This window comes from Mesorhizobium sp., from assembly GCF_965229135.1.
GTDB lineage: Bacteria > Pseudomonadota > Alphaproteobacteria > Rhizobiales > Rhizobiaceae > Mesorhizobium.
Map to the genome: position 1 here is coordinate 3,420,987 of NZ_OZ245860.1, position 22,916 is coordinate 3,443,902.

The 22,916-nt window shown below is 64.3% G+C and carries 20 protein-coding genes; 9 read left to right on the forward strand and 11 right to left on the reverse strand.

What is annotated here, in order from left to right; all coding sequences use genetic code 11:
• Positions 1-248 precede the first annotated feature (248 nt).
• The 4 genes from ACO07C_RS16185 to ACO07C_RS16200 all read left to right on the forward strand — a co-directional run bounded on the left by ACO07C_RS16185 (position 249) and on the right by ACO07C_RS16200 (position 4,694).
• On the forward strand, positions 249-1,310 hold the full coding sequence (locus ACO07C_RS16185; protein ID WP_421915158.1) for an LLM class flavin-dependent oxidoreductase: 1,062 nt from the start codon (positions 249-251) through the stop codon (positions 1,308-1,310).
• 150 nt (positions 1,311-1,460) lie between these two features.
• The gene (locus tag ACO07C_RS16190) at positions 1,461-2,630 is read left to right on the forward strand and encodes an AI-2E family transporter (protein ID WP_421915159.1); all 1,170 of its coding nucleotides are present in this window, start codon (positions 1,461-1,463) and stop codon (positions 2,628-2,630) included.
• Between the two features lie 128 nt (positions 2,631-2,758).
• Positions 2,759-3,760, forward strand: a complete 1,002-nt coding sequence (locus ACO07C_RS16195; protein WP_421915160.1) for an LLM class flavin-dependent oxidoreductase — start codon at positions 2,759-2,761, stop codon at positions 3,758-3,760.
• 154 nt (positions 3,761-3,914) lie between these two features.
• The gene (locus ACO07C_RS16200; RefSeq protein ID WP_421915161.1) at positions 3,915-4,694 is read left to right on the forward strand and encodes an inositol monophosphatase family protein; all 780 of its coding nucleotides are present in this window, start codon (positions 3,915-3,917) and stop codon (positions 4,692-4,694) included.
• Positions 4,695-4,753: 59 nt separating this feature from the next.
• Here ACO07C_RS16200 and ACO07C_RS16205 read toward each other — a convergent pair whose 3' ends face one another.
• Positions 4,754-5,773, reverse strand: a complete 1,020-nt coding sequence (locus ACO07C_RS16205) for a LacI family DNA-binding transcriptional regulator (RefSeq protein WP_421915162.1) — start codon at positions 5,771-5,773, stop codon at positions 4,754-4,756.
• A gap of 220 nt (positions 5,774-5,993) precedes the next feature.
• Here ACO07C_RS16205 and ACO07C_RS16210 point away from each other — a divergent pair, with 220 nt between their 5' ends.
• Genes ACO07C_RS16210 through ACO07C_RS16220 form a run of 3 tightly spaced genes read left to right on the forward strand, consistent with a single transcriptional unit; the run spans position 5,994 to position 9,872 of the window.
• Positions 5,994-7,583: a sugar ABC transporter ATP-binding protein gene (locus ACO07C_RS16210; RefSeq protein WP_421915163.1), complete on the forward strand. Its 1,590-nt coding sequence runs from the start codon at positions 5,994-5,996 to the stop codon at positions 7,581-7,583.
• Positions 7,580-8,917, forward strand: a complete 1,338-nt coding sequence (locus ACO07C_RS16215) for an ABC transporter permease (RefSeq protein WP_421915164.1) — start codon at positions 7,580-7,582, stop codon at positions 8,915-8,917. Before ACO07C_RS16210 ends, ACO07C_RS16215 begins: the two co-directional genes overlap by 4 nt.
• The gene (locus tag ACO07C_RS16220; protein ID WP_421915165.1) at positions 8,904-9,872 is read left to right on the forward strand and encodes a substrate-binding domain-containing protein; all 969 of its coding nucleotides are present in this window, start codon (positions 8,904-8,906) and stop codon (positions 9,870-9,872) included. The genes ACO07C_RS16215 and ACO07C_RS16220 overlap by 14 nt, the downstream gene beginning before the upstream one ends.
• 236 nt (positions 9,873-10,108) lie before the next feature.
• On the opposite strand, the gene ACO07C_RS16225 is transcribed toward ACO07C_RS16220, so the two are convergent.
• From ACO07C_RS16225 to ACO07C_RS16250, 6 genes are read right to left on the reverse strand one after another with little or no spacing between them, the layout of a single operon-like run.
• The gene (locus tag ACO07C_RS16225; protein WP_421915166.1) at positions 10,109-10,570 is read right to left on the reverse strand and encodes a MarR family winged helix-turn-helix transcriptional regulator; all 462 of its coding nucleotides are present in this window, start codon (positions 10,568-10,570) and stop codon (positions 10,109-10,111) included.
• Complete coding sequence (locus ACO07C_RS16230) at positions 10,567-11,151, reverse strand: amino acid synthesis family protein (RefSeq protein ID WP_421915167.1); 585 nt, start codon at positions 11,149-11,151, stop codon at positions 10,567-10,569. Before ACO07C_RS16230 ends, ACO07C_RS16225 begins: the two co-directional genes overlap by 4 nt.
• Entirely contained in the window at positions 11,144-12,028 is an 885-nt protein-coding gene (locus tag ACO07C_RS16235) for a UPF0280 family protein (protein WP_421915168.1), read from the reverse strand. The genes ACO07C_RS16230 and ACO07C_RS16235 overlap by 8 nt, the downstream gene beginning before the upstream one ends.
• Positions 12,028-13,569 (reverse strand): 6-hydroxynicotinate reductase, encoded by a 1,542-nt coding sequence (locus tag ACO07C_RS16240; protein ID WP_421915169.1) that lies wholly within the window; start codon positions 13,567-13,569, stop codon positions 12,028-12,030. Before ACO07C_RS16240 ends, ACO07C_RS16235 begins: the two co-directional genes overlap by 1 nt.
• Complete coding sequence (locus ACO07C_RS16245; protein ID WP_421917545.1) at positions 13,566-16,370, reverse strand: molybdopterin-dependent oxidoreductase; 2,805 nt, start codon at positions 16,368-16,370, stop codon at positions 13,566-13,568. Before ACO07C_RS16245 ends, ACO07C_RS16240 begins: the two co-directional genes overlap by 4 nt.
• A gap of 38 nt (positions 16,371-16,408) precedes the next feature.
• The gene (locus ACO07C_RS16250; protein ID WP_421915170.1) at positions 16,409-17,272 is read right to left on the reverse strand and encodes an FAD binding domain-containing protein; all 864 of its coding nucleotides are present in this window, start codon (positions 17,270-17,272) and stop codon (positions 16,409-16,411) included.
• A 268-nt stretch (positions 17,273-17,540) separates the two neighbouring features.
• On the opposite strand from ACO07C_RS16250, the gene pncA reads away from it, so the two are divergent.
• Together pncA and ACO07C_RS16260 are read left to right on the forward strand one after the other, a co-directional pair.
• The gene (gene pncA, locus ACO07C_RS16255; RefSeq protein ID WP_421915171.1) at positions 17,541-18,155 is read left to right on the forward strand and encodes a bifunctional nicotinamidase/pyrazinamidase; all 615 of its coding nucleotides are present in this window, start codon (positions 17,541-17,543) and stop codon (positions 18,153-18,155) included.
• A gap of 49 nt (positions 18,156-18,204) precedes the next feature.
• Positions 18,205-19,614: a sodium:proton antiporter gene (locus ACO07C_RS16260; protein WP_421915173.1), complete on the forward strand. Its 1,410-nt coding sequence runs from the start codon at positions 18,205-18,207 to the stop codon at positions 19,612-19,614.
• Here ACO07C_RS16260 and ACO07C_RS16265 read toward each other — a convergent pair whose 3' ends face one another.
• Genes ACO07C_RS16265 through ACO07C_RS16280 form a run of 4 tightly spaced genes read right to left on the reverse strand, consistent with a single transcriptional unit; the run spans position 19,615 to position 22,911 of the window.
• Positions 19,615-20,352: an ABC transporter ATP-binding protein gene (locus ACO07C_RS16265; protein WP_421915174.1), complete on the reverse strand. Its 738-nt coding sequence runs from the start codon at positions 20,350-20,352 to the stop codon at positions 19,615-19,617.
• Positions 20,349-21,074, reverse strand: coding sequence for an ABC transporter ATP-binding protein (locus ACO07C_RS16270; protein ID WP_421915175.1), 726 nt, complete (start codon positions 21,072-21,074; stop codon positions 20,349-20,351). Before ACO07C_RS16270 ends, ACO07C_RS16265 begins: the two co-directional genes overlap by 4 nt.
• Entirely contained in the window at positions 21,071-22,033 is a 963-nt protein-coding gene (locus ACO07C_RS16275; RefSeq protein WP_421915176.1) for a branched-chain amino acid ABC transporter permease, read from the reverse strand. The genes ACO07C_RS16270 and ACO07C_RS16275 overlap by 4 nt, the downstream gene beginning before the upstream one ends.
• Complete coding sequence (locus ACO07C_RS16280) at positions 22,030-22,911, reverse strand: branched-chain amino acid ABC transporter permease (protein ID WP_421915177.1); 882 nt, start codon at positions 22,909-22,911, stop codon at positions 22,030-22,032. Before ACO07C_RS16280 ends, ACO07C_RS16275 begins: the two co-directional genes overlap by 4 nt.
• Positions 22,912-22,916 lie beyond the last annotated feature (5 nt).

Below are 22,916 nucleotides of genomic sequence, written 5' to 3' on the forward strand. Positions count from 1 at the left end.
CCGAAAACCGAGAGTTCAAGCGACAAAACGGCATGCCAGCCATGAAATTCTGGTCTGTTGCAGCCAAGAGACGCCTTTTCGACCGAAACCGACATGCACTGTTCACCGCCGCCCCTCTGGCGGCGCCGTGAGCGGCTCGCTACCTCTAGCGCGACAAACAAGACACTGGTGTGTCGAAGCGAGCATTCTTCGTCGCACCTGCTTCACACTGTGCGAATTATGGGATTCGCCCAACAGGATGATCTGCCATGGAACTCGGTCTCTACACTTTTGCCGACGTCAGCCCGGAGCCGGGGCCCGACGCGATCGGCCCCTATCAACGGCTGCGCAACCTGATCGAGGAGGTCGAACTGGCCGACCAGGTCGGGCTCGATGTCTTCGGCCTGGGTGAGCATCACCGGCCCGACTATGCCGCGTCGTCGCCAGCCGTGGCCCTGGCCGCGGCGGCCGAGCGCAGCAAGTGGATCAAGCTGACCAGCGCGGTCACCGTGTTGTCATCCGACGATCCGGTTCGCGTCTTCCAGCAGTTCTCGACGCTCGATCTTCTGTCGGGCGGACGGGCCGAGATCATGGCCGGGCGGGGCTCGTTCATCGAGTCCTTCCCGCTGTTTGGCTACAACCTCGAGGACTATGACGAACTGTTCGCCGAGAAGCTCGATCTTCTCCTCGCCATCCGCGACAGCGTCAAGGTCACGTGGTCCGGCAATCTGCGTGCACCGATCAATGATCGCGGCGTCTATCCGCGTCCCTTCCAGGCCAGACTGCCGGTGTGGATCGCCATTGGCGGCACGCCGCAGTCGGCCGCGCGAGCCGGCGCGCTTGGCCTGCCGCTGGCCCTTGCCATCATTGGCGGCGAGCCGGCGCGCTTCGCGCCGCTGTTCGACATCTACCGGGAAGCCGCCAAGCGGGCCGGCAGCGACCCGGCCGGGCTCGCCACCAGCATCAACGTGCACGGCTTCATCGCCGAGACCACGGACAAGGCGGCCGATGATTTCTACGGTCCGCAGGCCGAAGTGATGAACCGCATCGGCCGCGAGCGTGGCTGGGGACCGACATCGCGGGCCCATTTTGACCAGTCGCGCGGCCCGAAGGGCGCGCTGTTCGTGGGCAATCCTGAACAGGTGGCCGAAAAGATCGTCGCCCAGCACAGGATCTTCGGCAACGACCGCTTTCTGCTGCAGATGGCGATCGGCACCATGCCGCACGCCAAGATCATGAAGGCGATCGAACTTTACGGCACCAGGGTGGCGCCGATCGTGCGCAGGGAAACGGCAAAGGCCACTCCCGCCGTGCCTGCCCCGGTCGCCTGATTTCAACACGGCGCGCCGGGTATGCCGGGCACTCCCGGAGGGACGTGAGCCAGGACCCCGTCCCAAGCCGGCTCATGGAACCTTGCAGGGAATGTCGCGTTTTTGACGCAAGCCCGTCACGCGTCGACACTGACGGGCCCCGAGGGGACCATGAAAGTTGAGCCAGCGGCCTCCGGGGCCGGCACCGACATTTCCGATGATATCCGGGTTGGAGCGCGCGCGGATACGCGTCTGATGCGGTCGCTGCTCATCGGCATATTCATTTTCATGGCCATCTACGCGCTCTATTTCGCCAAGGCGTTCTTCATGCCCGTCATACTGGCGTTCCTGCTGGCGCTGACGCTGACGCCGATCGTCCGCTTCCTGCGAAAGCGCGGCATTCCCGAGGCGCTGTCTGCAACGCTCCTCGTGGTTCTGTCGCTCTTCATCGTCGTCAGCGCCGGCTATCTGTTGAGCGGCCCTGTCATCGATCTCATCAACAACACTTCCCAGATCGGCCAGCAGTTGACCGAGCGCCTTGCGCAGTTGCGCCGTCCGTTCGAGAAGATCATGCAGATTTCGCACCAGCTGGAAGGACTGACCGAGACAACCCAGGAACCCGGCATCCAGCGGGTCGCCGTGGCGCAGTCCGGCATCCTGTCTTCGGCGGCCAGCAATGTCCTGTCGGCGGGAACGAGCTTTACCATCATCTTCGTGCTGTCGCTGTTCCTGCTCGCCTCGGGCACGATGTTCTATGAAAAGATCATCCAGTCTTTCGCCAGCCTGAGCGAGAAGAAGCGGGCGCTGCGCGTCGTCTTCGACGTCGAGCGCGAAATCTCGCACTATTTGCTCACCGTCACCATCATCAATGCCGGTCTTGGCACGGTCATCGGCCTTGGCCTGTGGGCGCTTGGCATGCCCAATCCGCTGGTTTGGGGTGCCGCGGCGGCCCTGCTCAACTTCCTTCCCTATGTCGGGGCGCTGATGACCCTCGTGCTTGTCGCGGTCATCGCCCTGATCAGTTTCGACACGATCTCCTATGCGCTGCTGGCGCCGGCCTTCGTGCTGTTGTGCGATATCGTCGAAGGCCAGTTCGTGACGCCCATGGTGGTCGGCCGGCGACTCGAGATCAACGCCGTGGCGATCTTCATCGCCATCGCCTTCTGGTCATGGCTGTGGGGCTTCGTCGGGGCGCTGATGGCGGTGCCGCTGCTCGTCGTCATCAAGGTGTTCTGCGACCATTTCGACGGATTGACCCATGTCGGCAATTTCCTGGCGGCGCAACAGACCACGGGCCCCGAGGACGATGAAAGCGCGGCCGCTGCAAACAGCAAGGCGTGAGTCATTCCAGGCTTGGGCCAGGCTTTGGCCAGGCTTGGACTGGCCTGGCCGAAAGCCACGTTCAATAATTTGAATTTGCGACCCGGGCCGCCGCTTCCTACATCCGGTTCTCTCAAAGGATGTCTCTCATGGCCGCTCTTTCCGTTCTCGACCTGTCACCAATCGTCGAAGGCAGCGATGCGTCGCGGTCGCTGGCCAATTCGCTTGACCTTGCCCGTCATGCCGAGAGGCTGGGTTACAAGCGCTACTGGCTGGCCGAGCACCACAACATGCCGGGCATCGCCAGTGCCGCGACGGCGGTTGTCATCGGCCATGTCGCGGGCGGCACCAGGACCATCCGCGTCGGCGCCGGTGGCATCATGCTGCCCAACCATTCGCCGCTGGTGATCGCCGAGCAATTCGGCACGCTGGCGGCGCTTTATCCCGGCCGCATCGATCTCGGCATCGGCCGCGCGCCGGGCACCGACATGGGAACGGCACGCGCGCTGCGCCGCAACCTTGAAGCGGGGGTCGACAATTTCCCGCAGGATGTCATCGAGCTGATGGGCTACTTCCAGCCGGCCGAGGAAGGCCAGCGCCTGCGCGCCGTGCCCGGCGAGGGCCAGAACGTGCCGGTCTGGATACTGGGCTCCAGCCTCTATGGCGCGCAGCTCGCCGCCATGCTTGGCCTGCCCTACGCCTTTGCGTCGCATTTCGCCCCGGCCGAACTCGACCAGGCGCTCGACATCTACCGGTCGCGTTTCCAGCCATCGGAACAGCTCGACAAGCCCTATGCGATGCTTGGCCTCAACGTCTTCGCCGCCGCCACCGACGCCGAGGCGCGGCTGTTGTTCACCTCACTGCAGCAGGCTTTCGTCAATCTGCGCACCGGGCGCCCCGGCAAGCTGCCGCCACCCGTCGAAGGCTATGAACGCGACCTCGACCCGGTGGCCAGAATCATGCTCGGTCAGGCACTGTCCTGCGCCGTCGTGGGCTCCGCGGAAACAGTGAGGCAAGGCATCGACGCCTTCGTGCGCCGCACCGGCGCCGACGAGCTGATGGTCACCGCGCAGATCTTCGACCATGCGGCGCGCGTCCGGTCCTTCGAGATCCTGGCCGACGCCCACAAATCGCTGGCGCAAGCCGCCTAACCAATTGTTTTCCTGCAGTTCCGGGCGAAAACCGGCTGCACTTTTCCCGGATTTGCTTTCAGGACACTTTTGCCAACGGCATCCTTTTGCTAAGGGCGGGACATCTCCCTCCAGGATTTGAGTCCGCCCCGTGAAAAATGACCATGACGCGCGAATGCAATTCGCCATCGAGCTGGCGCGGCGCGCGGGCGAACTCGCACTGAAATATTTCCGCGACCTCGACAGCCTGGTCATCGAGAGCAAGGGACACCAGGACCTTGTCTCGGATGGCGACCGCGAGGTGGAGCTGTTCGTGCGCGCCGCGATCGCCGCCGCATATCCGCAAGACGGCATCGTCGGCGAGGAGCACGCCAATGTCGACGGTTCGACGGGATATGTATGGGTGATCGACCCGATCGACGGCACCGCCAATTTCGTGCGGGGCATTCCGGCCTGGTGCGTGGTGATTGCTTGCGTCAAGGATGGGGAAACCGTCGTCGGCGTCATCCATGAGCCTTCGACCGGCGAAACATTCCATTGTCACCGTGGCGGCGGCGCCTTCGTCAACGGCAGGCCGATCAAGGCCAGCACCGCCACCAGCCTCGAGGAAGGCTCGGTGGGGACCGGGTTTTCCAACAGGGCCGAGGCCGACAACATCGGCGTGCTGATCCGCCTCATCCTGGCCGAAGGCGGCGTCTTCTTCCGCAATGCGTCGGGTGCGCTGATGCTGGCCTACGTGGCCGCCGGCAGGCTGCTAGGCTATGTCGAAGAGCACATGAATGCGTGGGATTGCGTGGCCGGCCTGCTGCTGGTCGAGGAAGCCGGCGGCGTTATCGTGACGCCGGACGCGAAGACGTTGCTGCAGGACGGGACCCTGGTGATCGCCGGTGGAAAGGACATCTTTCCGAAACTGCGGGAGCTTTGTTCAGGGGTGTTCGCGACTTCGTCATCCTAGGGCGTGGCAGTCGCGAAGCGACGTCGCGGAGACCCGAGGATGACGAACGCGAAGAGGAACTACGCACTCATATTCTGCACCATCGCTCCCAGCGGCCGGCATGAGTTGCGGATCATCAGGCGGCCCTTGAGCACAAGCTTGCGCGGCGGCGCGTCCCTGTTGCCGGCCAGACGATCGAGCAGGAGATTGGCCGCCTGCTCGCCGATCGCCTGCACCGGCTGCGCCACCGTGGTGAGCTGGGGCTGGAATACGTCCGACCACGGAAAATCGTCGAAACAGGCAACAGAAATGTCCTCCGGGCAGGACAGGCCGATGTCACGGATCGCCTTCATGGTGCCGATCACCATCGGGTTGTTGGCCGAGAAGATCGCGCTTGGCCGATCGTGCGAGGACAGCAGCTGCATGGTGGCGTTGTAGCCATCGATCTCATGGAAATTGCCCGAGCGAATCAGCTCCTCGGCCACCGGCAGGCCGGCGGCGTGAAGCGCCTCGCGATATCCCGCCATGCGGTCATGCATGGGCGAAATGTCGGATGTTCCGGTGATGTATCCGATGCGCCGATGGCCAAGGTCGATCAGGTAGGTGATGGCGTCGAACACCGCGCGCTGGTTGTCGAGGACCACCGTATCGGTGTCGACGCCATCACAGATACGGTCGAGCAGTACCACCGGTACATTGGCGTCATCGACGACCCCCTTGAGGATCGCGCCGTCGCCGACGCGGGCCACGATCAGCCCGTCCACCATGCGGTCGAGCAGCAGCCTGATCTGGTCGTCCTGCGTGTTCAGATCCTCGTCCGTGCAGCACAGCATGACGGCATAGCCGGCCCGGTCGAAGGCCTGCTGGATGACCGAGACGACATCGGTGAAGAACGGGTTGGTGATGTGCGGCACGGTCAGGCCGATGGTGCGCGTCGTGCCCATCTTCAGGCTGCGGGCGATGGCGTTGCGCTTGTAGCCGATGTCGCGGATCGCCTGTTCGATGCGCTGGCTAAGCTCCGGACTGACGGTCGCCGTGCCGTTGATCAGCGCCGACACGGTGGCGACAGAGACACGCGCCGCCTCGGCCACGTGAAGCATCGTAGGCGCGGTGGATTTTCGCTGCCTTGTCCGTTTTGGTTCTGCCATTTTCGAAACGTTTCGCCACCCATTCGTATGCCATACCTAAGGAATCCCGCGATTTTTCGCAAGAATTGAATTGGTCAATCCTGAGCTATCAGATATCCGCTTGACACGATCGAAACGTTTAGATTAGCGTTTGACGAGATTTGACGACGACGGAAGGGAGGCCGCCATTGTCATGGAACACAGCAGTTCCCTTTCCCCGGAGCACAATGCGGCAGCGCCGGACCGTTCGGACACGATCCTGAGCGCGGACCATGTTTCCAAGAGCTTCGGCGGCATTGCGGCGCTTACCGACGTTCGCTTCGAGCTGCGCCGCGGCGAAGTCCACGCCTTGATGGGCGAGAACGGCGCCGGCAAATCGACGCTGATGAAAATTCTTTCCGGCGTCTATACCGGCTATGACGGCACGGTCCGCGTCGATGGCCGCCCGGTCAACTTCACCGGCGTGCGCGACGCCGAGGAAGCCGGCATCGCCATCATCCACCAGGAACTCAACCTGGTTCCAGAACTCAGCGTTGCCGACAACATCTTTCTCGGCCGCGAGAAGCTCATCGCCGGACTGATCGTCGACCGAAAGGCGAGCAGCCGTGCGGCCGCCAGGCTTTTGCAGAGGCTGGGCATCGAGCTCGACCCGGAGGCGCGCGTCGGTTCGCTGCGCGTCGGCGAGCAGCAACTGGTCGAGATCGCCAAGGCGCTGTCGATGTCGGCGCGCATCCTGATCATGGACGAACCGACCTCGGCGCTGTCGCCGGCCGAATGCCAGCGGCTGTTCCGAGTTATCGGCCAGCTTGCCGAAAGCGGCGTCGCCATCGTGTACATCTCGCACCGCATCGACGAGGTCATGCAACTGGCCGGCCGAGTCACCGTCTTTCGTGACGGGCGCCACGTGCTGACTCAACCCATGGCGAAGCTCGATGACGACGCGATCATTTCGGCAATGGTCGGACGAGACCTGCTCGCATCCTCCCAAGACGAGCGGCGTCCCGGCGGCGGGACCGTGCTTTCGGTCAGCAACCTGTCGCTGTCGAAACGCGACCACCAGGGCTGGCGACCGGTGATCGACGGTGTCACCTTCGATCTTGCCGAAGGCGAGATTCTCGGCATAGGCGGGCTGCTCGGCTCGGGGCGCACCGAGATCCTGGAAACGATCTTCGGCTCCAGCGGCGGTCGCGCCGGCGGCGAAATCCGGCTCGACGGTGCGCCCGTCACTATCCGCTCGCCCCGCGACGCAAGGCGGCTGGGCATCGCCCTGGTGACCGAGGACCGCAAGACGCAAGGGCTGCATCTCCAGGCGTCGATCACAGACAATGTCGCGCTGCCGCTGGTCGGCGCGCTGGCGCGGTTCGGCATCCGATCGTTAGCCGGCGAACAAAGCGTGGCGCGGCACGCTGTGAAAACGCTCGGCATACGCTGCGGGACCATCGACCAACCGGCCGGCACGCTGTCCGGCGGCAACCAGCAGAAGGTCGTCATCGGCAAGTGGCTGGCGACGAGGCCGAGGGTCCTGCTGCTGGACGAGCCGACGCGCGGCATCGATGTCGGCGCCAAGCGCGAAATCTACGACCTCATCTTCAAGCTGGCGCGCGACGGATTGGCCATCGCCGTCATCAGTTCCGAACTGCCCGAATTGTTGCATCTTTCCGACCGCATCTTGGTGATGGCCGACGGCCGCCAGACAGGCATTCTTTCCCGCGAGGCGGCCAGCGAAGAGGCGATCATGCGCCTTGCGGCACCCCGCCGGACCATTTCGAGACCCGCCGCATGAATGCCCTGAAGCTCCTGTCGAGGACCAAACTCTATTGGGGCCTGATCGCCATCTTCCTGATCGGCGTGCTGGGATCGCCGATCAGTTCCAAGGGCAACAACATCTTCCTGTCCTACGGCAACCTGCTCGACGTGCTGCGCCAGGTGTCGACAACCGGCCTGATCGCAACCGGCATGACGGCGGTGATCATCACCGGCGGCATCGACCTTTCAGTCGGCTCGCTGATGGCTGTTTGTTCGGTGGTCTGCGCCATGCTGCTGACGGTTCCGGGCGTGACGCCCGGCGTCGTGCTGGGTGTGCCGACCGTGGCCGTGGTGGCGCTTTGCCTGGGTTTCGTCGTCACCCGCTTCATCTACCTCAATATCGCGAAGTCCCGAGCTGGTGCGGATGGTCAGCGCGACATCCGGCTGGACGGCATTCGTGGACTGGTCACGCCCGGCATCGTCGGCGTGGGCCTGTGCTGCCTGTCCCTTTGGTTCCTGCTGCCGCAGATCGAGCCGAAATTCGGCGTGCTCGGCGTGCTGCTTGTGGCGCCCTGCGTCGGCCTGCTGTTCGGCGCGATCAACGGCTTCATCATCGTCGCCGGGCGGCTGCAGCCTTTTATCGTCACGCTGGCGATGATGGTGACGGCGCTGGGCATCGCCCGGCTGACCGCCGGCCAGAACAATGCGGTGCTGCCGGTCTACACCGGCTCGAACGCCACCGCCGATTTCGAGATGCTGCGCTCGCTGGTGTTCGGCGTCATCCCGATGCCCGGCCTGTTCTTCCTCGGCGCGATCCTGATCTACGGCGCGGTGCTGCGCTTCACGCCTTTCGGCCGCTATGTCTACGCCATTGGCGGCAATGAGGAGGCGGCGCGGCTTTCAGGCATTGCCGCAGGACGGGTGAAAATCGTCACCTACGCCGTGTCCGGATTGCTCGCCGGCATCGCCGCCGTACTCTATGTGGCCCAGTACAGGCAGGGCAAGCCGGACGCCGGCGCCGGGCTGGAGCTTGATGCCATCGCCGCCGTGGTCATCGGCGGCACCAGCCTCATGGGCGGACGCGGCAGCCTCACCGGTACGTTCTGCGGCGTGCTGATCTTCGGCCTGCTCTCCAACATCCTGCAGCTTCACAACATCAATTCGAACCTTCAGCTGGTGCTGAAGGGGATGATCATCATCGGCACCGTGCTCGTGCAGGAACGCAATGCCGGTGATCTCCTGGCCTATCTGCGCCTGGTGCTTGCGCCTGTCAGGGGCGGGCAAGCAGCGCACAAGGAAACGACCGCGGCAAAGCGGCCGTCACAAGAGACCCCGTCTCTCAATCTTGGAGGAAACAATGAAACGACGTGACATGCTGAAGCTTGCCGCCCTTGGCGCGGCACTGCTGACCACGACCGCGCTGCTCTCCACCGGAAGCGCCTATGCGCAGGACAAGAAGTGGAAGATCGGCTTTTCGCAGGTGACCACCATCGAACCGTGGCGCGCCCAGTTCAACAAGGACATACTGGCCGAAGCCGCCAAGCATCCGAATGTCGAGCTGATCGTCACCGACGGCGAGGACAAGACCGAAAAGCAGGTCGCCGATGTCGAGAACCTGATCCGCCAGGAAGTCGACGCGCTGCTGATTTCGCCGAAGGAATCTGCCGGCCTGACCGGTGTCGTGCAGCAGGCGATCGACGCCAAGATCCCGGTCTTCGTGCTCGACCGCAATGTCGACACCAAGGACTTCACCCAGTTCGTCGGCGGCGACAACAAGCTGATCGGCCGCGCGGCCGGCGAATACGCCGTCGAACTGCTCGGCGGCAAGGGCAAGGCAGCCGGCAATGTCGTCGAGATCTGGGGCGGCATGGGCACCGAGCCGGCGCATGACCGCCATGACGGCTTCCATGAATTCACCGACAAGGAGCCGGGGATCAAGTATCTGCTCGACCAGCAGTCCGGCGACTGGAAGCAGGACCAGGCCTACAACATCATGGCCACCGCGTTGCGCAACAACGAGAAGATCGATCTCGTCTACGGCCATAACGATCCGATGGCCTATGGCGCCTATCTCGCCGCCAAGGATGTCGGCCGCGAGAAGGACATCAAGTTCATCGGCATCGATGGGCTGCCCAATGAAGGCGTGCAGTTGGTCAACAAGGGCGAACTGACGGCGACCTTTACCTATGTGACCCCGGGCGCCGAAGGGCTGCGGCAGGCGATCAAGTTCCTGAACGGCGAGAAGGTCGAGAAGACCATCACCTTGCCGACGCAGAAGATCACCAAGGACAATGCCGCGCAGGTGCTGAAGGACAACGGGCTCTGAGGTTGGACCTTGGACGTAGGTTGGCGCTGCCCCTCATCCGGCTGCCGGCACCTTCTCCCCGTATAGTGACGGGGAGAAGGGAGCTGTCGCAACGCCGGCACCCATTTTGCAACGGGGACGTTTGGCGAAACCGTCGATGATAGCGTCTTTCTCCCCGTCGCTATACGGGGAGAAATGTCCGGCAGGACAATTAGGGGCGGCGCCAACATGAGAAAGCAGCCGCAAAAGGCCGCAACTCACGCCAGTTTGGCCAGCAGCTTCATGAAAACAGTGATCTCCTTGGGCGAGAGCGGCGCCAGTGTTTCCTGGGTAATTTCACGCGCCAAGGGGATCAGGCGCTCAACCGCGTCGCGGCCCTCGGCGGTCAGATTGACCAGCAGCCGCCGCTTGTCGACCTCATGCTTTGTAAGATCGACAAGGCCGCGCGCCTTCAGCCGGTCGATGACGCCCTTCACCGTCGCCGCATCCATGGCGATCAGCGTGCCGAGCTGGTTCTGCGACGTCTCACCGACATCGCGCAGCTTGGCCAGCGCCGCGAACTGTGGCGGCGTCAGGTCGGCGATGTGCGCGGCGAAGATCGAGACATGGCGCTGGTGCGCCTTGCGCAGGATGAAGCCGACCTGATCCTGCAGGCGGTAATCGTGATCGTCGGGCTCCTCGGCCTCGACCAGTTTCAGCAGATTGTCCTCGCCGCTCACCGCAGCCCGTCCCAGGCCTTGATGTCCCCGGCTGCAAGGCCGCCCATGCGGTCATGCACGCGCGGGCCGCAGGTCATGGCGAGACAGAAAAGAATCTCCTCGGGGCGCGGACCATCGCTGATGCCGACTTCCATGGCGTCGAAATGGCTGCGCACATAGGCGGCATTGATGTGGCCGAGCGGCACGTCCAGCCGCGAGCCGAAAGCGCCGACCTTCTTCGCCGACGGCACGATCGCCTTGGCGTCGCCCAGGCGTTCGCGCATGGCGTACCCGCCCGGCACGTGCCAGAGCGCGCCGTGCTCCAGTTCGCCAGCGGTGCCGACGATGGCGCCCTTGCCGTAGCCGTCGATCTGTTTGACGTCGCCGCCCAATGCCGCGATCAGCCGGTCGGCCAGCAGCAGCCCTAGCGGCTTCAGATCGTCCATGGCGCTCTGCAAGTCCTCGACATAGCGTCCGGCGAAGGGGTTCTTCACCAGCGCCATGGCGGCGGCGCGGCGGCGCGGCACCTTTGCCACCGGCCCTCCCTCGTGAAAGATCTCTTCGGTCAGAACCGCGATCTTGCGGATCGGAAACTCAGGCATGGGCAACTTCCTTCCCTGGACTTTTGTTGGGCGCGGCAAGCGCCATGGAACCACTGATGCGGACCTCGCCGCCAAGAAACAGCGCCGATGCGGCAATCAGGCCGCGCCGGCGAAAATCCTCGGCGACGGCAAGGCCATTGTCCAGCGCCCGCTCCACCTCGCCGAGCGAAAGCGCGCCGACGCCTTGCGTCACCAGCCGGGCGCCGAGATCGCTGTCGGGGGACAATTGGCTTGCAGGAATGCGCTTGATGGCGAAATTGCCGGGCAGATCGACCGCGTTGGCAATCAGCGTCGCCGCGGCATCAGCTTCGGCGCCAGTCCGCGCGAGCACTGTAACGGCGTCCGCGATGCCAAGCGAGAAGGAGCGGCCGCGCCAGCCGCTGGTCGCGACGCCGCGAACGCCATCTTCCGCGCGGATCGTGATCCGGTCTGCCATGCCGTTGCCGGTGCCGGCGACCGCCAAACCCAACGACTGGCCCCTGCCGATATGGAGAGCGCAATCGCCGCCATTGTTGACATAGGCGCGATCGAGCTTGCGGCCGGCAACCAGCGCGGCAAGCATTTCATCGGCCACCGATCCCGCGACGGCCGCCATCGGCGTTATGAAACATTCCGCCAAGGGGATGACGGCCGCTTCCATGCGGCGCGCCGTCGGGCCGTCAAAGGCGCGCGGCGCCAGGAAAAATGCCGGGAGCCGTAACTCGGGAAGCTCCTTGACCAGTTCGATCAGGATCGTCTGGAAGCGCGCGATGGCCTGCTCATAGGCGAGGCGGCATTCCCGTGCGTCGCCAAAGGCCTCGACGATCAGGTCGATAGGCCCATGGTTGATATGCAACCGCTTGCCGTCCTGCAGCCAATGCGCTTGCGGGCCGTCCATCATCCCGCCCCGTTCGGTGCCGCGCGACGCAACTGCGCCAGCGGCGGCCACGGATTTCCGGCGGGCGCACCGGTGCCCTGTCTGGAATTGAGATACTCGCCGCCCCTGGCGACGATGTCCTCGACGCTGCGTATCTCGGCCTCGTAGCCGCCGAGCCTGATGTAATCGTCGCGGCGCAAAGTGAATTCGATCGGCGCGACCAGTGCCGGGGTCGGCACATAGCCGAAGGCGCCCTCCGGCACACGGGTCACATCTACCATCAGCGTGATACCGCCGCCCGGCCAGACATAGACCGGCGCGCCGCCGACCGTGACATAGGTTTTCAGGCCTTGCACGGAGCGGGTGAGATTGACCGGGTTTTCGGTGACGCCGGCGCGCAGCGAGCCGCCGGCACCGCCAATGAACAGCACCGTGCACAAAGCCGGCTCGCAATTGTCCTCGATCAGGCCCACGGATTTTTGCAGCCGCTCGGGAAACGGTTTCTGCACCGGCTTCAACTCGTCATCGAGCTCGTAGTAGGCGAACTGCTCGCCAGTGGTCGACACCATCAGCAGCGACAGGCCAGGGCGTGCGCCTTTTTTCGCGTTCCATTCGCCAAGGATAGACAGCGGATCGGAAATGCTGGTGCCGCCCCAGCCGAGGCCGGGCTCGGAGACCTTGAAATAGCGGCCCGGCGTCGAACGGCGGCCAATGATCTTTATGCCAGTGTCCTGCCAGCCCAGCACCTTGCCTGCCTGGTGCTCGGACACGACGCCGGTGATGTGGTCGTCGACCACCACCACTTCATCCACAAGCCCGCGCCATTGGGTGGCGAACATGCCGATGGTCGCCGAGCCGCAGCCCACACGCATGCGGTGCTCGACCTTGCCGTCGATGACCGGTGGTTTGCCGGCTTCGACGATGATTGTGGCGCCGCCGTCGATGGCCAGTTCCACCGGTTTGCGGTTGCACAGGTTGAGCAGCGCCTCACAGGTCGCCCGTCCCTCGGCCTTGGAGCCGCCGGTCAGGTGATGCACGCCGCCCAGCGACAACATCTGCGAACCATACTCGCCCGTCGTGACATGACCGATCGCCTCGCCCTGCGACCGTACGATGGCTGTCTCATCGCCGATGTGACGGTCGGTGTCGATCTTCACCTTGACGCCGCAGTAGGAGAAGATTCCTTCCGTGACCACGGTGACGAGATCGACGCCCTCGACTTCCTGGCTGACAATGAAAGGGGCCGGCTTGTAATCGGGATAGGTCGTGCCCGCCCCAATCGCGGTAACGAAGCGGCGGCCGGTGTTGATGAGTTCGCCGCCCCAGGCCTCGCCCTCGGCGACGAAGGGAACCATGGCGGCGCCGGTCTCGGCCGCATGGTCGAGGATGGTCAGCGGGTCCATCCGCACGATCCGGCCGCCGACATTGCCGTAGCGGTCGCAGGCGCCGGTGCGGCCATCGGCGATGTAGCACATGACCGGGCAGGCATCGCAGCGGATCTTTTCCGCCACCAGCTTCTCGCCGGGGTCGTGGGTTTCGAAGCGCTCGGCAAGCTCGCTCATGTGCGCGCCTCCTTTTCGCGGATGGCGGCGCGGATACGCGTCGGCGTCGCCGGAACCTTGGTGACCAGCACGCCGGTGGCGTGGCGGATGGCATTGAGTATCGCCGGCGCTGTCGGGATCAGCACATGCTCGCCCAGCCCCTTGGCGCCGAATGGCCCTTCCGGATCGGGAACCTCGATCAATATAGTCTCGATCGGCGGCACGTCACCAATGGTCGGGATGAGGTAGTCGTGCAAATTCTCGGTACGGCCGGGGATGTATTCCTCCATCAGCGCCATGCCGATGCCCTGGGCGATGCCGCCTTCGATCTGGCCCTCGACCAGCAACGGGTTGATGGCCTTGCCGACATCGTGGGCGGCGGTGATCTTGATCAGCTTCACCGTGCCCAGCTTGAGATCGACCTCGAGCTCGGCGAGCTGCGCGCCGTATCCATAGACGGCATAAGGCTTGCCCTGGCCCTTGGCATCGAGCGGCAGCGTGGGCGGATCGTAGGTCTCCTCGGCACGGAAGACGAAACCGTCGGCATCCACCTCAAGAGAAGCGAGATCGATGCGGCGAGCGGCTTCCCCCTCGCGGATGACGATCGCCGAGCCGTCCAGTTGCAGGGACGCGTTTTCGGAGACATTGGCAAAGCGCAGGATCCTTTCGCGCAAGGCGCGCCCGGCCTTCTCGGCCGCCTTGCCGGTGACGAAGGTCTGGCGCGAGGCCGAGGTCTTGCCGGCATCCGGGGTGATCGCCGTATCGGCGCTCTTCAGCCGGAATCTTTCCAGCGGCAGGCCAAGCGCGTCGGCGCAGATCTGGGTGATGACGGTGTTCGAGCCCTGGCCGATGTCGACGGCGCCCTGGTGCAGAATGATATCGCCCGAAGCAGAAATGCCTACCCGGATGGTCGACGGGTTTGGCAGAGAGGTGTTGCCGCAGCCATACCAGCAGGACGCCACGCCGACGCCGCGCTTCTTGTTCGCATTGGCAGAATTAAATGCGTACGCATCGGCGAGCGCACGCGCCCAGTGCGACCGCAGCGACTCCAGGCATTCGGCAATGCCAACACCGGAGTCGAGCCTCTGGCCGGTCACCGTTTCGGAGCCGTTGCGGAGGCAATTCTTGAGGCGGAAGTCGAGACGGTCCATGCCCAGCTTGCCGGCCAGCTCGTCATACAGCGTCTCCTGCATGATCGTGGCCTGCGGCACGCCGAAGCCACGGAACGCGCCGGAGATCGGGCCGTGCGTGTGGATGGCGCGGCCCTCGGCGCGGTAGTTGGGCGTCCAATAGGGGCCGGAGGCGTGGACCGGCACGCGATTGGCCACCGTCGGCCCCCAGCTTGCATAGGCGCCCGTGTTGAAGTCGCCGGTAAAGATCATGCCGGTGATGTGACCATCGGCATCGGCGCCGATCGTCGCCTTCATCTCGGCGGGATGGCGCTTGGTGGTCGACATCATCGATTCGTTGCGCGTGTAGGCGAGCGCCGCCGGACGTCCGGTCTTCAGCGCCACAAGGCCGATCAGCGGCTGCAGCGACACGTCGAGTTTCGAGCCGAAGCCGCCGCCGGTCGCGGTCGGCACGATGCGCACCTTGTCGACGGCAAGGCCTAGCACTTTCGCCGTCTCTTCCCGGTCCATATAAGGCGCCTGCGTGCAGGCAACGACGACCAGCGTGTCGCCGTCCAGATATGCATAGCCAGCTTCGGGTTCGATATAGGCATGTTCGACATAGGATGTGTCGATCGCGCCCGTCACGGTGACGGCGGCACTGGCAAGAGCGGCCTCCGGGTCGCCGCGCTCGACAAAGCCCTTGGTCAACAGGTTGGCGGGGCGGTTCTGATGGATCAGCGCCGCGCCGTTGGCCTGCGCTTCACCGGGCTGCAGGAGATGCGGCAGTTCGGTCCAACGGACCGGAAAATCCGACAGGTCGAGATCGAGGATCGCCTCGCGCTCGCCGGCCACCAGCGCCACCGCCTCGCCGCGCAGCCTCGCAAACCCTTCAGCCAGCCCCGGCTGGTCGGCGAATGGACCGATGACGCCGAAACAGTTTTTTCCCGGAATATCGGCGGCGGTGAAGACGCCGGCGATGCCGGGATGGGCTTTTGCCCAGCCTTCGAGGTCGCCGAAGACAAAACTGGCGTGGTAGTGCGGCGAGCGGACAACCAGCACGGAAAGCGCATCGGCGGGGAAGGAATCGCCGCCGAACTTCTCGTCGCCGGTGACTTTGGGGATGCCATCGAGCCGGACGGGGGATGAGCCTACGGCGTGGCCTGAACTTGGCATTCTACGGTCGAGGTTGCGATCCGACGGATGAGGGGCGGCGCTGGCGGTCGATGGTTCGAACCGCCCGGCATCCATGACTGCGGCGATGATCTTCCGGTAGCCGGTGCAGCGGCAGAGAATGCCGCCCAGCGCGTCCTGCACTTCGCTTTCGGTCGGGCTCGGACTCTTGTCGAGCAATGCTGTCGCCGCGACCAGCAACGCCGGCGTGCAGATGCCGCACTGCGCCGCGCCATGGGCGAGGAAGGAGGACTGGAGCGCCGACAGCCTGCCATTGGCGAGCCCCTCGATCGTGGTCACCGCCGTGCCGGCAGCGGACGCCGCGGACATCAGGCAGGCGCAGACGGGAGCGCCATCAACCAGCACCGTGCAGGCGCCGCAGTCGCCGGCATCGCAGCCGACCTTGGTGCCTGTCAGCCTGAGTTCGTCACGCAAGACCAGGGACAGCCGGCGCAGCGGCGGCACGTTGACCGAGACGGCAGATCCATTGACCTCGAAGGCGATGTCGGCCCGTTCAAGGCCAAGCTGAACTCCACCCATATCGGTCAGCGCTTCATTCAGTTCCGGTCGAACCTGGCTCATGCCGCCACCATCCCGTGGTCGCTCATCTGTCCGGATGCTTGCAGGACGGCGCGGGCAACAATCTCGCGCACCGCATCGAGCCTGTATTCGGCGCTTCCGCGCACGTCGGCGATCGGCGACAGCTCCTGCATCGGCGCGGAGTGGACCGCATTTGCGAGCCGGTGGTCGGCCGGCAACCCTCGCAAGGCGGCCTCCACGGCGACAAGGCGCCTGGCGACCGCTGAACAGGAGCCAACGGCGACGGCCGCCGCCGTAACCGTGCCGTGGTCGATCACGAGACGCGCCGCCACCATGGCGATGGAAATGACCAGGTAGCGCCGAGCCCCGAGCTTGACGAAAGCCGATGTGCCGGTTGCGGCGGGCTTCGGCACGCGTATGGCCGTGACCATTTCACCGGGCTGCCGGGCGGTGCGGCGATTGCCCAGAATGAACTCCTGAAGCGGTATATGCCGCGTCGTCTTCGCTGACCGCAGCTCGATATCCGCATCGAGCACGAGCAGGCCCGGCACGCCGTCGGCTGCCGGAGAGGCGTTGCACAGATTGCCGGCGATCGAAGCGACGTTCTGAATCTGCACCGAACCGACTTCCCGCGCCGCCTGCTTCAGCGCATCGAAAGATGCCGGCAAGGGATGGCGGATGATGTCGGTCCAGGTCGTGCGCGCGCCGATGACAAAGTGGCTGTCGGTCTCCGCGACACCGCGCAGTTCGGCGAGACCGTTGATGTCTAGAATATCATCGCGGAAGGGCCTGGTGCCCTGAGCGGGGTAGAAATCAGTGCCGCCGGCAAGGATGCGCCACGCCCCATCGCCAAGCAAAGCGAGTGCTTCGTCGACCATGGTGGGTTTCGCGTAACGGATCACGCTTTGCCTTCCAGAAATGAGGCCTTCGCAAAATGCGCCGAGCGAACTTTCCGGTTTACGAGCCGGTCAAAGTCATTCGTATGCAAATGATATCAAGACGGCAGGAATTGTCAAAGCCGGAGTTTTGCACGCTGCCGCCGCCAGTGGCGCTGGCAAGCATTTGTTGGCCATCGGAGGTTGACGCAGCCGGCCATCTGGTCAAGTTTCTGCCTCCGGTCGCTTTCGCGGCATTTTCCACTGGGACACGACGTACAGAAGAGGGAAGCCCATGGCCGACGAAGCGCTTGTTGTCATCGACTTGCAAAACGACTTCTGCCCGGGCGGCGCGCTGGCGGTTGCCGGGGGCGATGAGATCGTACCGCTGGTCAACGATCTGATCCGGCGCACCGGGCATGTCGTGCTCACGCAGGACTGGCACCCCGCCGGCCATTCGAGCTTTGCCTCCAGCCATCCGGGTTCGCAGCCCTTCACGATGATCGACATGCCCTACGGCCAGCAGACGCTGTGGCCGGACCACTGTATCCAGGGCAGCCTGGGTTCGGATTTCCATTCAGGCCTTGCCTGGACAAAGGCGGAGCTCGTCATCCGCAAGGGCTTTCGGCCGGCCATCGACAGCTATTCGGCTTTCTTCGAGAACGACCGGACGACGCCGACCGGCCTTGCCGGCTATCTGCGCGAGCGCGGCATCGACACGCTCACCCTGGTCGGCCTGGCGACCGATTTCTGCGTCGCCTTTTCGGCGCTCGACGCAGTCAGCCAGGGTTTCAAGACCACCGTACGGCTCGATGCCTGCCGCGCCATCGATCTCAACGGTTCGCTCGAGACGATGCTGCACCGCATGCGCGACGCCGGTGTGACGCTCGAAGATCATCTGTCGGACTGAACGGACCGTGGGGCATTCGAGGCCATTTTCGCCAGTCGCGGCACGGATGATGGCGGTCGCTGCAATCGCAGTCTCGGCCCTGTTTCCAACGCTGGCTTTCGCGGCAGAGGAACACAGCCTGCCCGGCGGATCGATGTCGCTGTGGTGGGCACTGCCCTTTGCCGGCCTGCTGCTGTCGATCGCCACCGGCCCCCTGCTGTTCCATCAGGTCTGGGAGCAGCATTACGGCAAGATCGCGGCGTTGTGGGCGGCGCTGGTGGTCCTGCCCATGGCGCTGGCTTTCGGCGTCCCCGCGGCGAGCGAGGCTGTGCTGCATGCGCTGCTCACCGAGTACCTGTCGTTCATCATCCTGCTGTTCGCGCTGTTTACCATTTCGGGCGGCATTCTTGTCGCCGGCAACATCCACGGCACGCCGCTGGTCAATGCCGGGCTGCTGCTGGTCGGGGCGCTGCTCGCCTCGGTGATCGGCACGACAGGCGCCTCTATGATCCTGATCCGACCGCTCATCCGCGCCAACGACAACCGGCCGTTCAATGCCCATGTCGTCGTCTTCTTCATCTTCCTGGTCTCCAACATCGGCGGCTCGCTGACGCCGCTCGGCGACCCGCCGCTGTTCGTCGGCTTCCTGCGCGGAGTCGACTTCTTCTGGACCACCACCAACCTGTTTCGGGAGACGCTGTTCGTCGGCGGCGTCGTGCTGGCGGTGTTCCTGGCACTCGACATCACCCTGCATCGACGCGAGGGTGGGGCGCCGAAGATCAAGGACCCGACGCCGGATTCGAAGGTGCGTATCCGTGGCCTGCCCAACATCCCGCTGCTTGCCGGCGTCATCGCCGCCATATTGCTTTCGGCCACGTGGAAACCTGGCGTGAGCGTTTCCATCGCGGGTGTGAGTCTCGAACCGCAGAACCTGGCGCGCGACGTCATCATCCTGGCGCTGGCCTTCATCTCGCTGGCCGTCTCGCGCAAGGAGTATCGCGAGGCGAACGGCTTCAACTGGGGACCGATCGCGGAGGTGGCGAAACTGTTTGCCGGCATCTTCATCTGCATCGTGCCGGTCGTCGCCATCCTGAGGGCTGGTCATGAGGGCGCGCTGGCGCCGCTGGTCGCGCTCGTCACTTCCACGCAGGGCACGCCCAACGACCTCGCCTATTTCTGGCTGACCGGCGCGCTGTCGTCCTTCCTCGACAACGCGCCGACCTATCTGGTGTTCTTCGAACTCGCCGGCGGCGATGCGCGGCACCTGATGACCGAGCTTGCTTCGACGCTTGCCGCGATCTCCGCGGGCGCCGTGTTCATGGGCGCCAACACCTATATCGGCAACGCACCCAACTTCATGGTCTACGCCATCGCCCGCCAACGCGGCGTCAGCATGCCCGGCTTCTTCGGCTACATGGTTTGGTCGGGGCTGGTGTTGATCCCGACATTCCTGGTCGCGGGCCTTCTGTTCTTCCGCTGATCAGCCCACGCCCACATAGCGCCTGACCGCCGAAGGATCGGCACGCAGTTCCTCGACATCGACCGTCTCGCGGTTGCGGCCATTCTCGATGAAGCACACCCGGTCGGCAACCGACAGCACGGCATCGACACGCTGTTCTACGAGGATGGTCGAGACACCCATCTCGCGCAACTTCGTCACCGTCTCGCGTATCTTGGCGATCATCGACGGCATCAGCCCTTCGGTCGGCTCGTCGAGCAGCAACACCTGTGGCTCCAGGCAAAGCGCGCGCGCCATCGCCAGCATCTGCTGTTCGCCGCCGGACAAGGTGCCGGAGCGTTGCCTCAGCCGCTGCCGCAGCAATGGAAAAAGGTTGAGGACGTTTTCCCGCACGGCCTTGCCCTTGCCGCGCGCCATCAGCCCGATCTCGATATTTTCGGCCACCGTCATTTCGGCGAACAGCCGCCTGCCTTGCGGCACATAGGCAACGCCGGCCTTCGGCACCTCATGCGCGGGCAGTCCGGTCAATTCCTGGCCGGCAAGTTTGATCGAGCCGGCAAGCGCCGGGACAAGACCCATGATGGCTTTCAGCGTCGTCGTCTTGCCGGCGCCGTTGCGGCCGAACAGGCACAGGACCTCGCCCTGGTTCAGCACGAGATCGAGGCGATAGAGCACCTGGACCTTGCCATGGAAGCAGTCCAGTCCCGCGATCACCAGGGCTTCCGTCTTGCTCTTGTCCGCCTTGTTCGCTTCAATCATGGGGCGGTCCCCAGATAGGCTTCCTGCACCGCCGCATTCTCGCGGATAGCTTCCGGCGTGCCTTCCGCCAGGATCCTGCCGGCGTTGAAGACGGTGATGCGGTCGGCCAGTTGCATGACGACAGGCATGTTGTGTTCGATCAGCAGCACAGTGGCGTCCCTGGCGATCTCGCGCACCAGAACGATGAAATTGTCGATCTCGCTGTCGGCCAGCCCTTGCGTCGGCTCGTCGAGGATCAGAAGGCGTGGCTTCAGCGCCAGGCCCATCGCCACCTCGAGCAGGCGTTGGTGGCCATAGGACAATTGCCCGGCCGGCATGTGGGCGCGATCGGCCAGCCCGGTGCGTTCGAGCGCCGCCATGACGGCGGCCTGTATCGCGCTCTTGGAAGGGCCATGGCGAAGCGTCAGTTGCACCGGCAGCGCGACGTTGGCGTAAACGGACAGGTTGGCATAGATGCTGGTGATCTGGAACGTGTAGGCGATGCCCTGGCGCACCCTGACATAGGCCGGCAGATTGGTGATGTCGGCGCCATCGAAGACGATCGCTCCCGAAGAGGGCTGGATGCGGCCGCTGACCATGCTGACGAAAGTGGTCTTCCCCGCCCCGTTGGGTCCGATAACGGCGCGGATCTCTCCGGGCATCAAGGTGAAGTCGACATTGTCGACGGCGCGCAGCCCGCCGAAATTGCGCGACAGGCCCTTGGTGGTCAAAAGCGGCATCATGGCAGCCATCCGAGCCAGCGCTGGCGGATGGTGCCCAGAATGCCCTTGGGAAAGAACAGCACCAGCAGGATCAGCGCCACGCCGACGATCAGCAGATAGGCGGAGGTGTAGCCGCTGGTGATGTCGATGACATAGTACATGAACAGCGTGCCCAGCAGCGGCCCAAGCGTCGTGGCGGCGCCGCCGAGCAGCACCCACAGCAGCGGCAGGATCGAATACTGCACCGAAGCGAAGTTCGAGCCGACATAGCCAAACAGCAGCGCATAGGCGGCGCCGGACGCCGCGCAGAAGGTGCCGGAGACAATGACGGCGGCGAGCTTGTTGGAGAAGGTGTCGTAGCCCAGCATCCTAGTGCGCTCCTCGTTCTCGCGGATGGCAACCAGCACGCGCCCATATCTGGAACGAACGATGGCGAGGGTGACGAGCAGCACGAGCGAGAACAGCGACAGCGCACTCATGTAGCGCACCGTCGGATTGGTGAGATCGAGTGAGGTCGTACCGAAAGTGAGGACACGCGCCGGCTGCGGCACGACCATGCCCTGGTCGCCACCGGTCCAGGCGGAAAAATAGAGGATGACCAGGTAAAAGACCTGGGCGAACATCATGGTGACGATCATGAAGGCGACACCCGTGGTGCGCAGTGCCAGCAGGCCGATGACAACAGCCAGGACGGCGCCACAGGCAATCCCGCCGATAAAGGCAAATGGCACGTTCCAGCCGAGTTGAATGACGGCAAGGCCGGCACCATAGAGCCCGGCGGCGAAGAACATGGCGTGGCCGAGGCTGAGCAGGCCGACATAGCCGAACAACATGTTGTAGCCCATGGCGAAGACCGCCAGCACCATGATGCGGGCGAGCAGGCCGTGATAATATCCCGGCAAAAGGAAGCTCAGCAGGAAGAGCAGCGCGATGACGCCGAGATGCAGACCGTAGGCCTTTGCCGGCGAAGCTTCACTCATCGCGATGCCGTCCCGAACAGGCCTTGCGGCCGAAACACCAACACCATGGCGACCAGCAGCGTGGCGATGATCTTGGCCAATGTCGGCGAGAAGAACATCGAGATGATGCCGTCGGACATGCCGATCAGCACGGCGGCGACGACCGTGCCGCGCAGCGAGCCGAGGCCGCCGATGATGACGACGATGAAGGACAGAAGCAGCGGATCCTGTCCCATCAGATAATGCGCCTGGCTGATCGGCACGATCAGCACGCCCGCGATGGCCGCCAGCATGGCGCCGAGCGCGAAAACGCCGCCATAGACGCGGCGTACAGGAATGCCAAATGCCTGTGCCGTTTCGCTGTCATATTGGGTGGCGCGCATGATGAGGCCGATCTTCGTGCAGGTCAGCACAAGCCATGTCGCGATCAGCAGCAACGCCGAAGCGGCGATAACAGACAGCTTGTAGCCGGAGTAACCGAACCACGGCAGCAGGATGCGATACGTGAAAGGCGGCTGCACGGGTCTGGCTTCCGGCCCGTAGAAGGTCAGCGTCAGTTGCTGGATGATGTACAGCATGCCGATGGTCGCGACGATCGTGGCTTCCGGATTGTAATTGAGCCGGCGCAGCACCAGCCGCTCGGCGACCACCGCAATGGCGCCGACGATCAGCGGCGCAATCACCAGCGCGGCCAGGAAGCCGAGCGCCGGGTGGCCACCGATCGCCGTGCTGATCGCCCAGGCGAGCACGGCGCCGAGCATGAAGAACTCGCCATGGGCGACATTGACCACGCGCATGACGCCGAACACCAGCGACAGGCCGAGCGCCGTCAGCGCCAGCACGGCGGACGTGACGAGACCTTCGAGCGCGGCAAGGAGGAGGTGAGGTCCGAAGTGCACTGCGC

Bases quoted from the DNA above. Each gene is read 5' to 3' on its own strand.
- ACO07C_RS16240 (WP_421915169.1), bottom strand. From the start codon at position 13,569: ATGAGCGAGCTTGCCGAGCGCTTCGAAACCCACGACCCCGGCGAGAAG.
- ACO07C_RS16215 (WP_421915164.1), top strand. From the start codon at position 7,580: ATGAATGCCCTGAAGCTCCTGTCGAGGACCAAACTCTATTGGGGCCTG.
- ACO07C_RS16275 (WP_421915176.1), bottom strand. From the start codon at position 22,033: ATGAGTGAAGCTTCGCCGGCAAAGGCCTACGGTCTGCATCTCGGCGTC.
- ACO07C_RS16190 (WP_421915159.1), top strand. From the start codon at position 1,461: ATGAAAGTTGAGCCAGCGGCCTCCGGGGCCGGCACCGACATTTCCGAT.
- ACO07C_RS16210 (WP_421915163.1), top strand. From the start codon at position 5,994: ATGGAACACAGCAGTTCCCTTTCCCCGGAGCACAATGCGGCAGCGCCG.
- ACO07C_RS16195 (WP_421915160.1), top strand. From the start codon at position 2,759: ATGGCCGCTCTTTCCGTTCTCGACCTGTCACCAATCGTCGAAGGCAGC.
- pncA (WP_421915171.1), top strand. From the start codon at position 17,541: ATGGCCGACGAAGCGCTTGTTGTCATCGACTTGCAAAACGACTTCTGC.
- ACO07C_RS16220 (WP_421915165.1), top strand. From the start codon at position 8,904: ATGAAACGACGTGACATGCTGAAGCTTGCCGCCCTTGGCGCGGCACTG.
- ACO07C_RS16245 (WP_421917545.1), bottom strand. From the start codon at position 16,370: ATGGGTGGAGTTCAGCTTGGCCTTGAACGGGCCGACATCGCCTTCGAG.
- ACO07C_RS16200 (WP_421915161.1), top strand. From the start codon at position 3,915: ATGCAATTCGCCATCGAGCTGGCGCGGCGCGCGGGCGAACTCGCACTG.
- ACO07C_RS16205 (WP_421915162.1), bottom strand. From the start codon at position 5,773: ATGCTTCACGTGGCCGAGGCGGCGCGTGTCTCTGTCGCCACCGTGTCG.
- ACO07C_RS16270 (WP_421915175.1), bottom strand. From the start codon at position 21,074: ATGATGCCGCTTTTGACCACCAAGGGCCTGTCGCGCAATTTCGGCGGG.
- ACO07C_RS16260 (WP_421915173.1), top strand. From the start codon at position 18,205: ATGGCGGTCGCTGCAATCGCAGTCTCGGCCCTGTTTCCAACGCTGGCT.
- ACO07C_RS16230 (WP_421915167.1), bottom strand. From the start codon at position 11,151: ATGCCTGAGTTTCCGATCCGCAAGATCGCGGTTCTGACCGAAGAGATC.
- ACO07C_RS16235 (WP_421915168.1), bottom strand. From the start codon at position 12,028: ATGGACGGCCCGCAAGCGCATTGGCTGCAGGACGGCAAGCGGTTGCAT.
- ACO07C_RS16265 (WP_421915174.1), bottom strand. From the start codon at position 20,352: ATGATTGAAGCGAACAAGGCGGACAAGAGCAAGACGGAAGCCCTGGTG.
- ACO07C_RS16185 (WP_421915158.1), top strand. From the start codon at position 249: ATGGAACTCGGTCTCTACACTTTTGCCGACGTCAGCCCGGAGCCGGGG.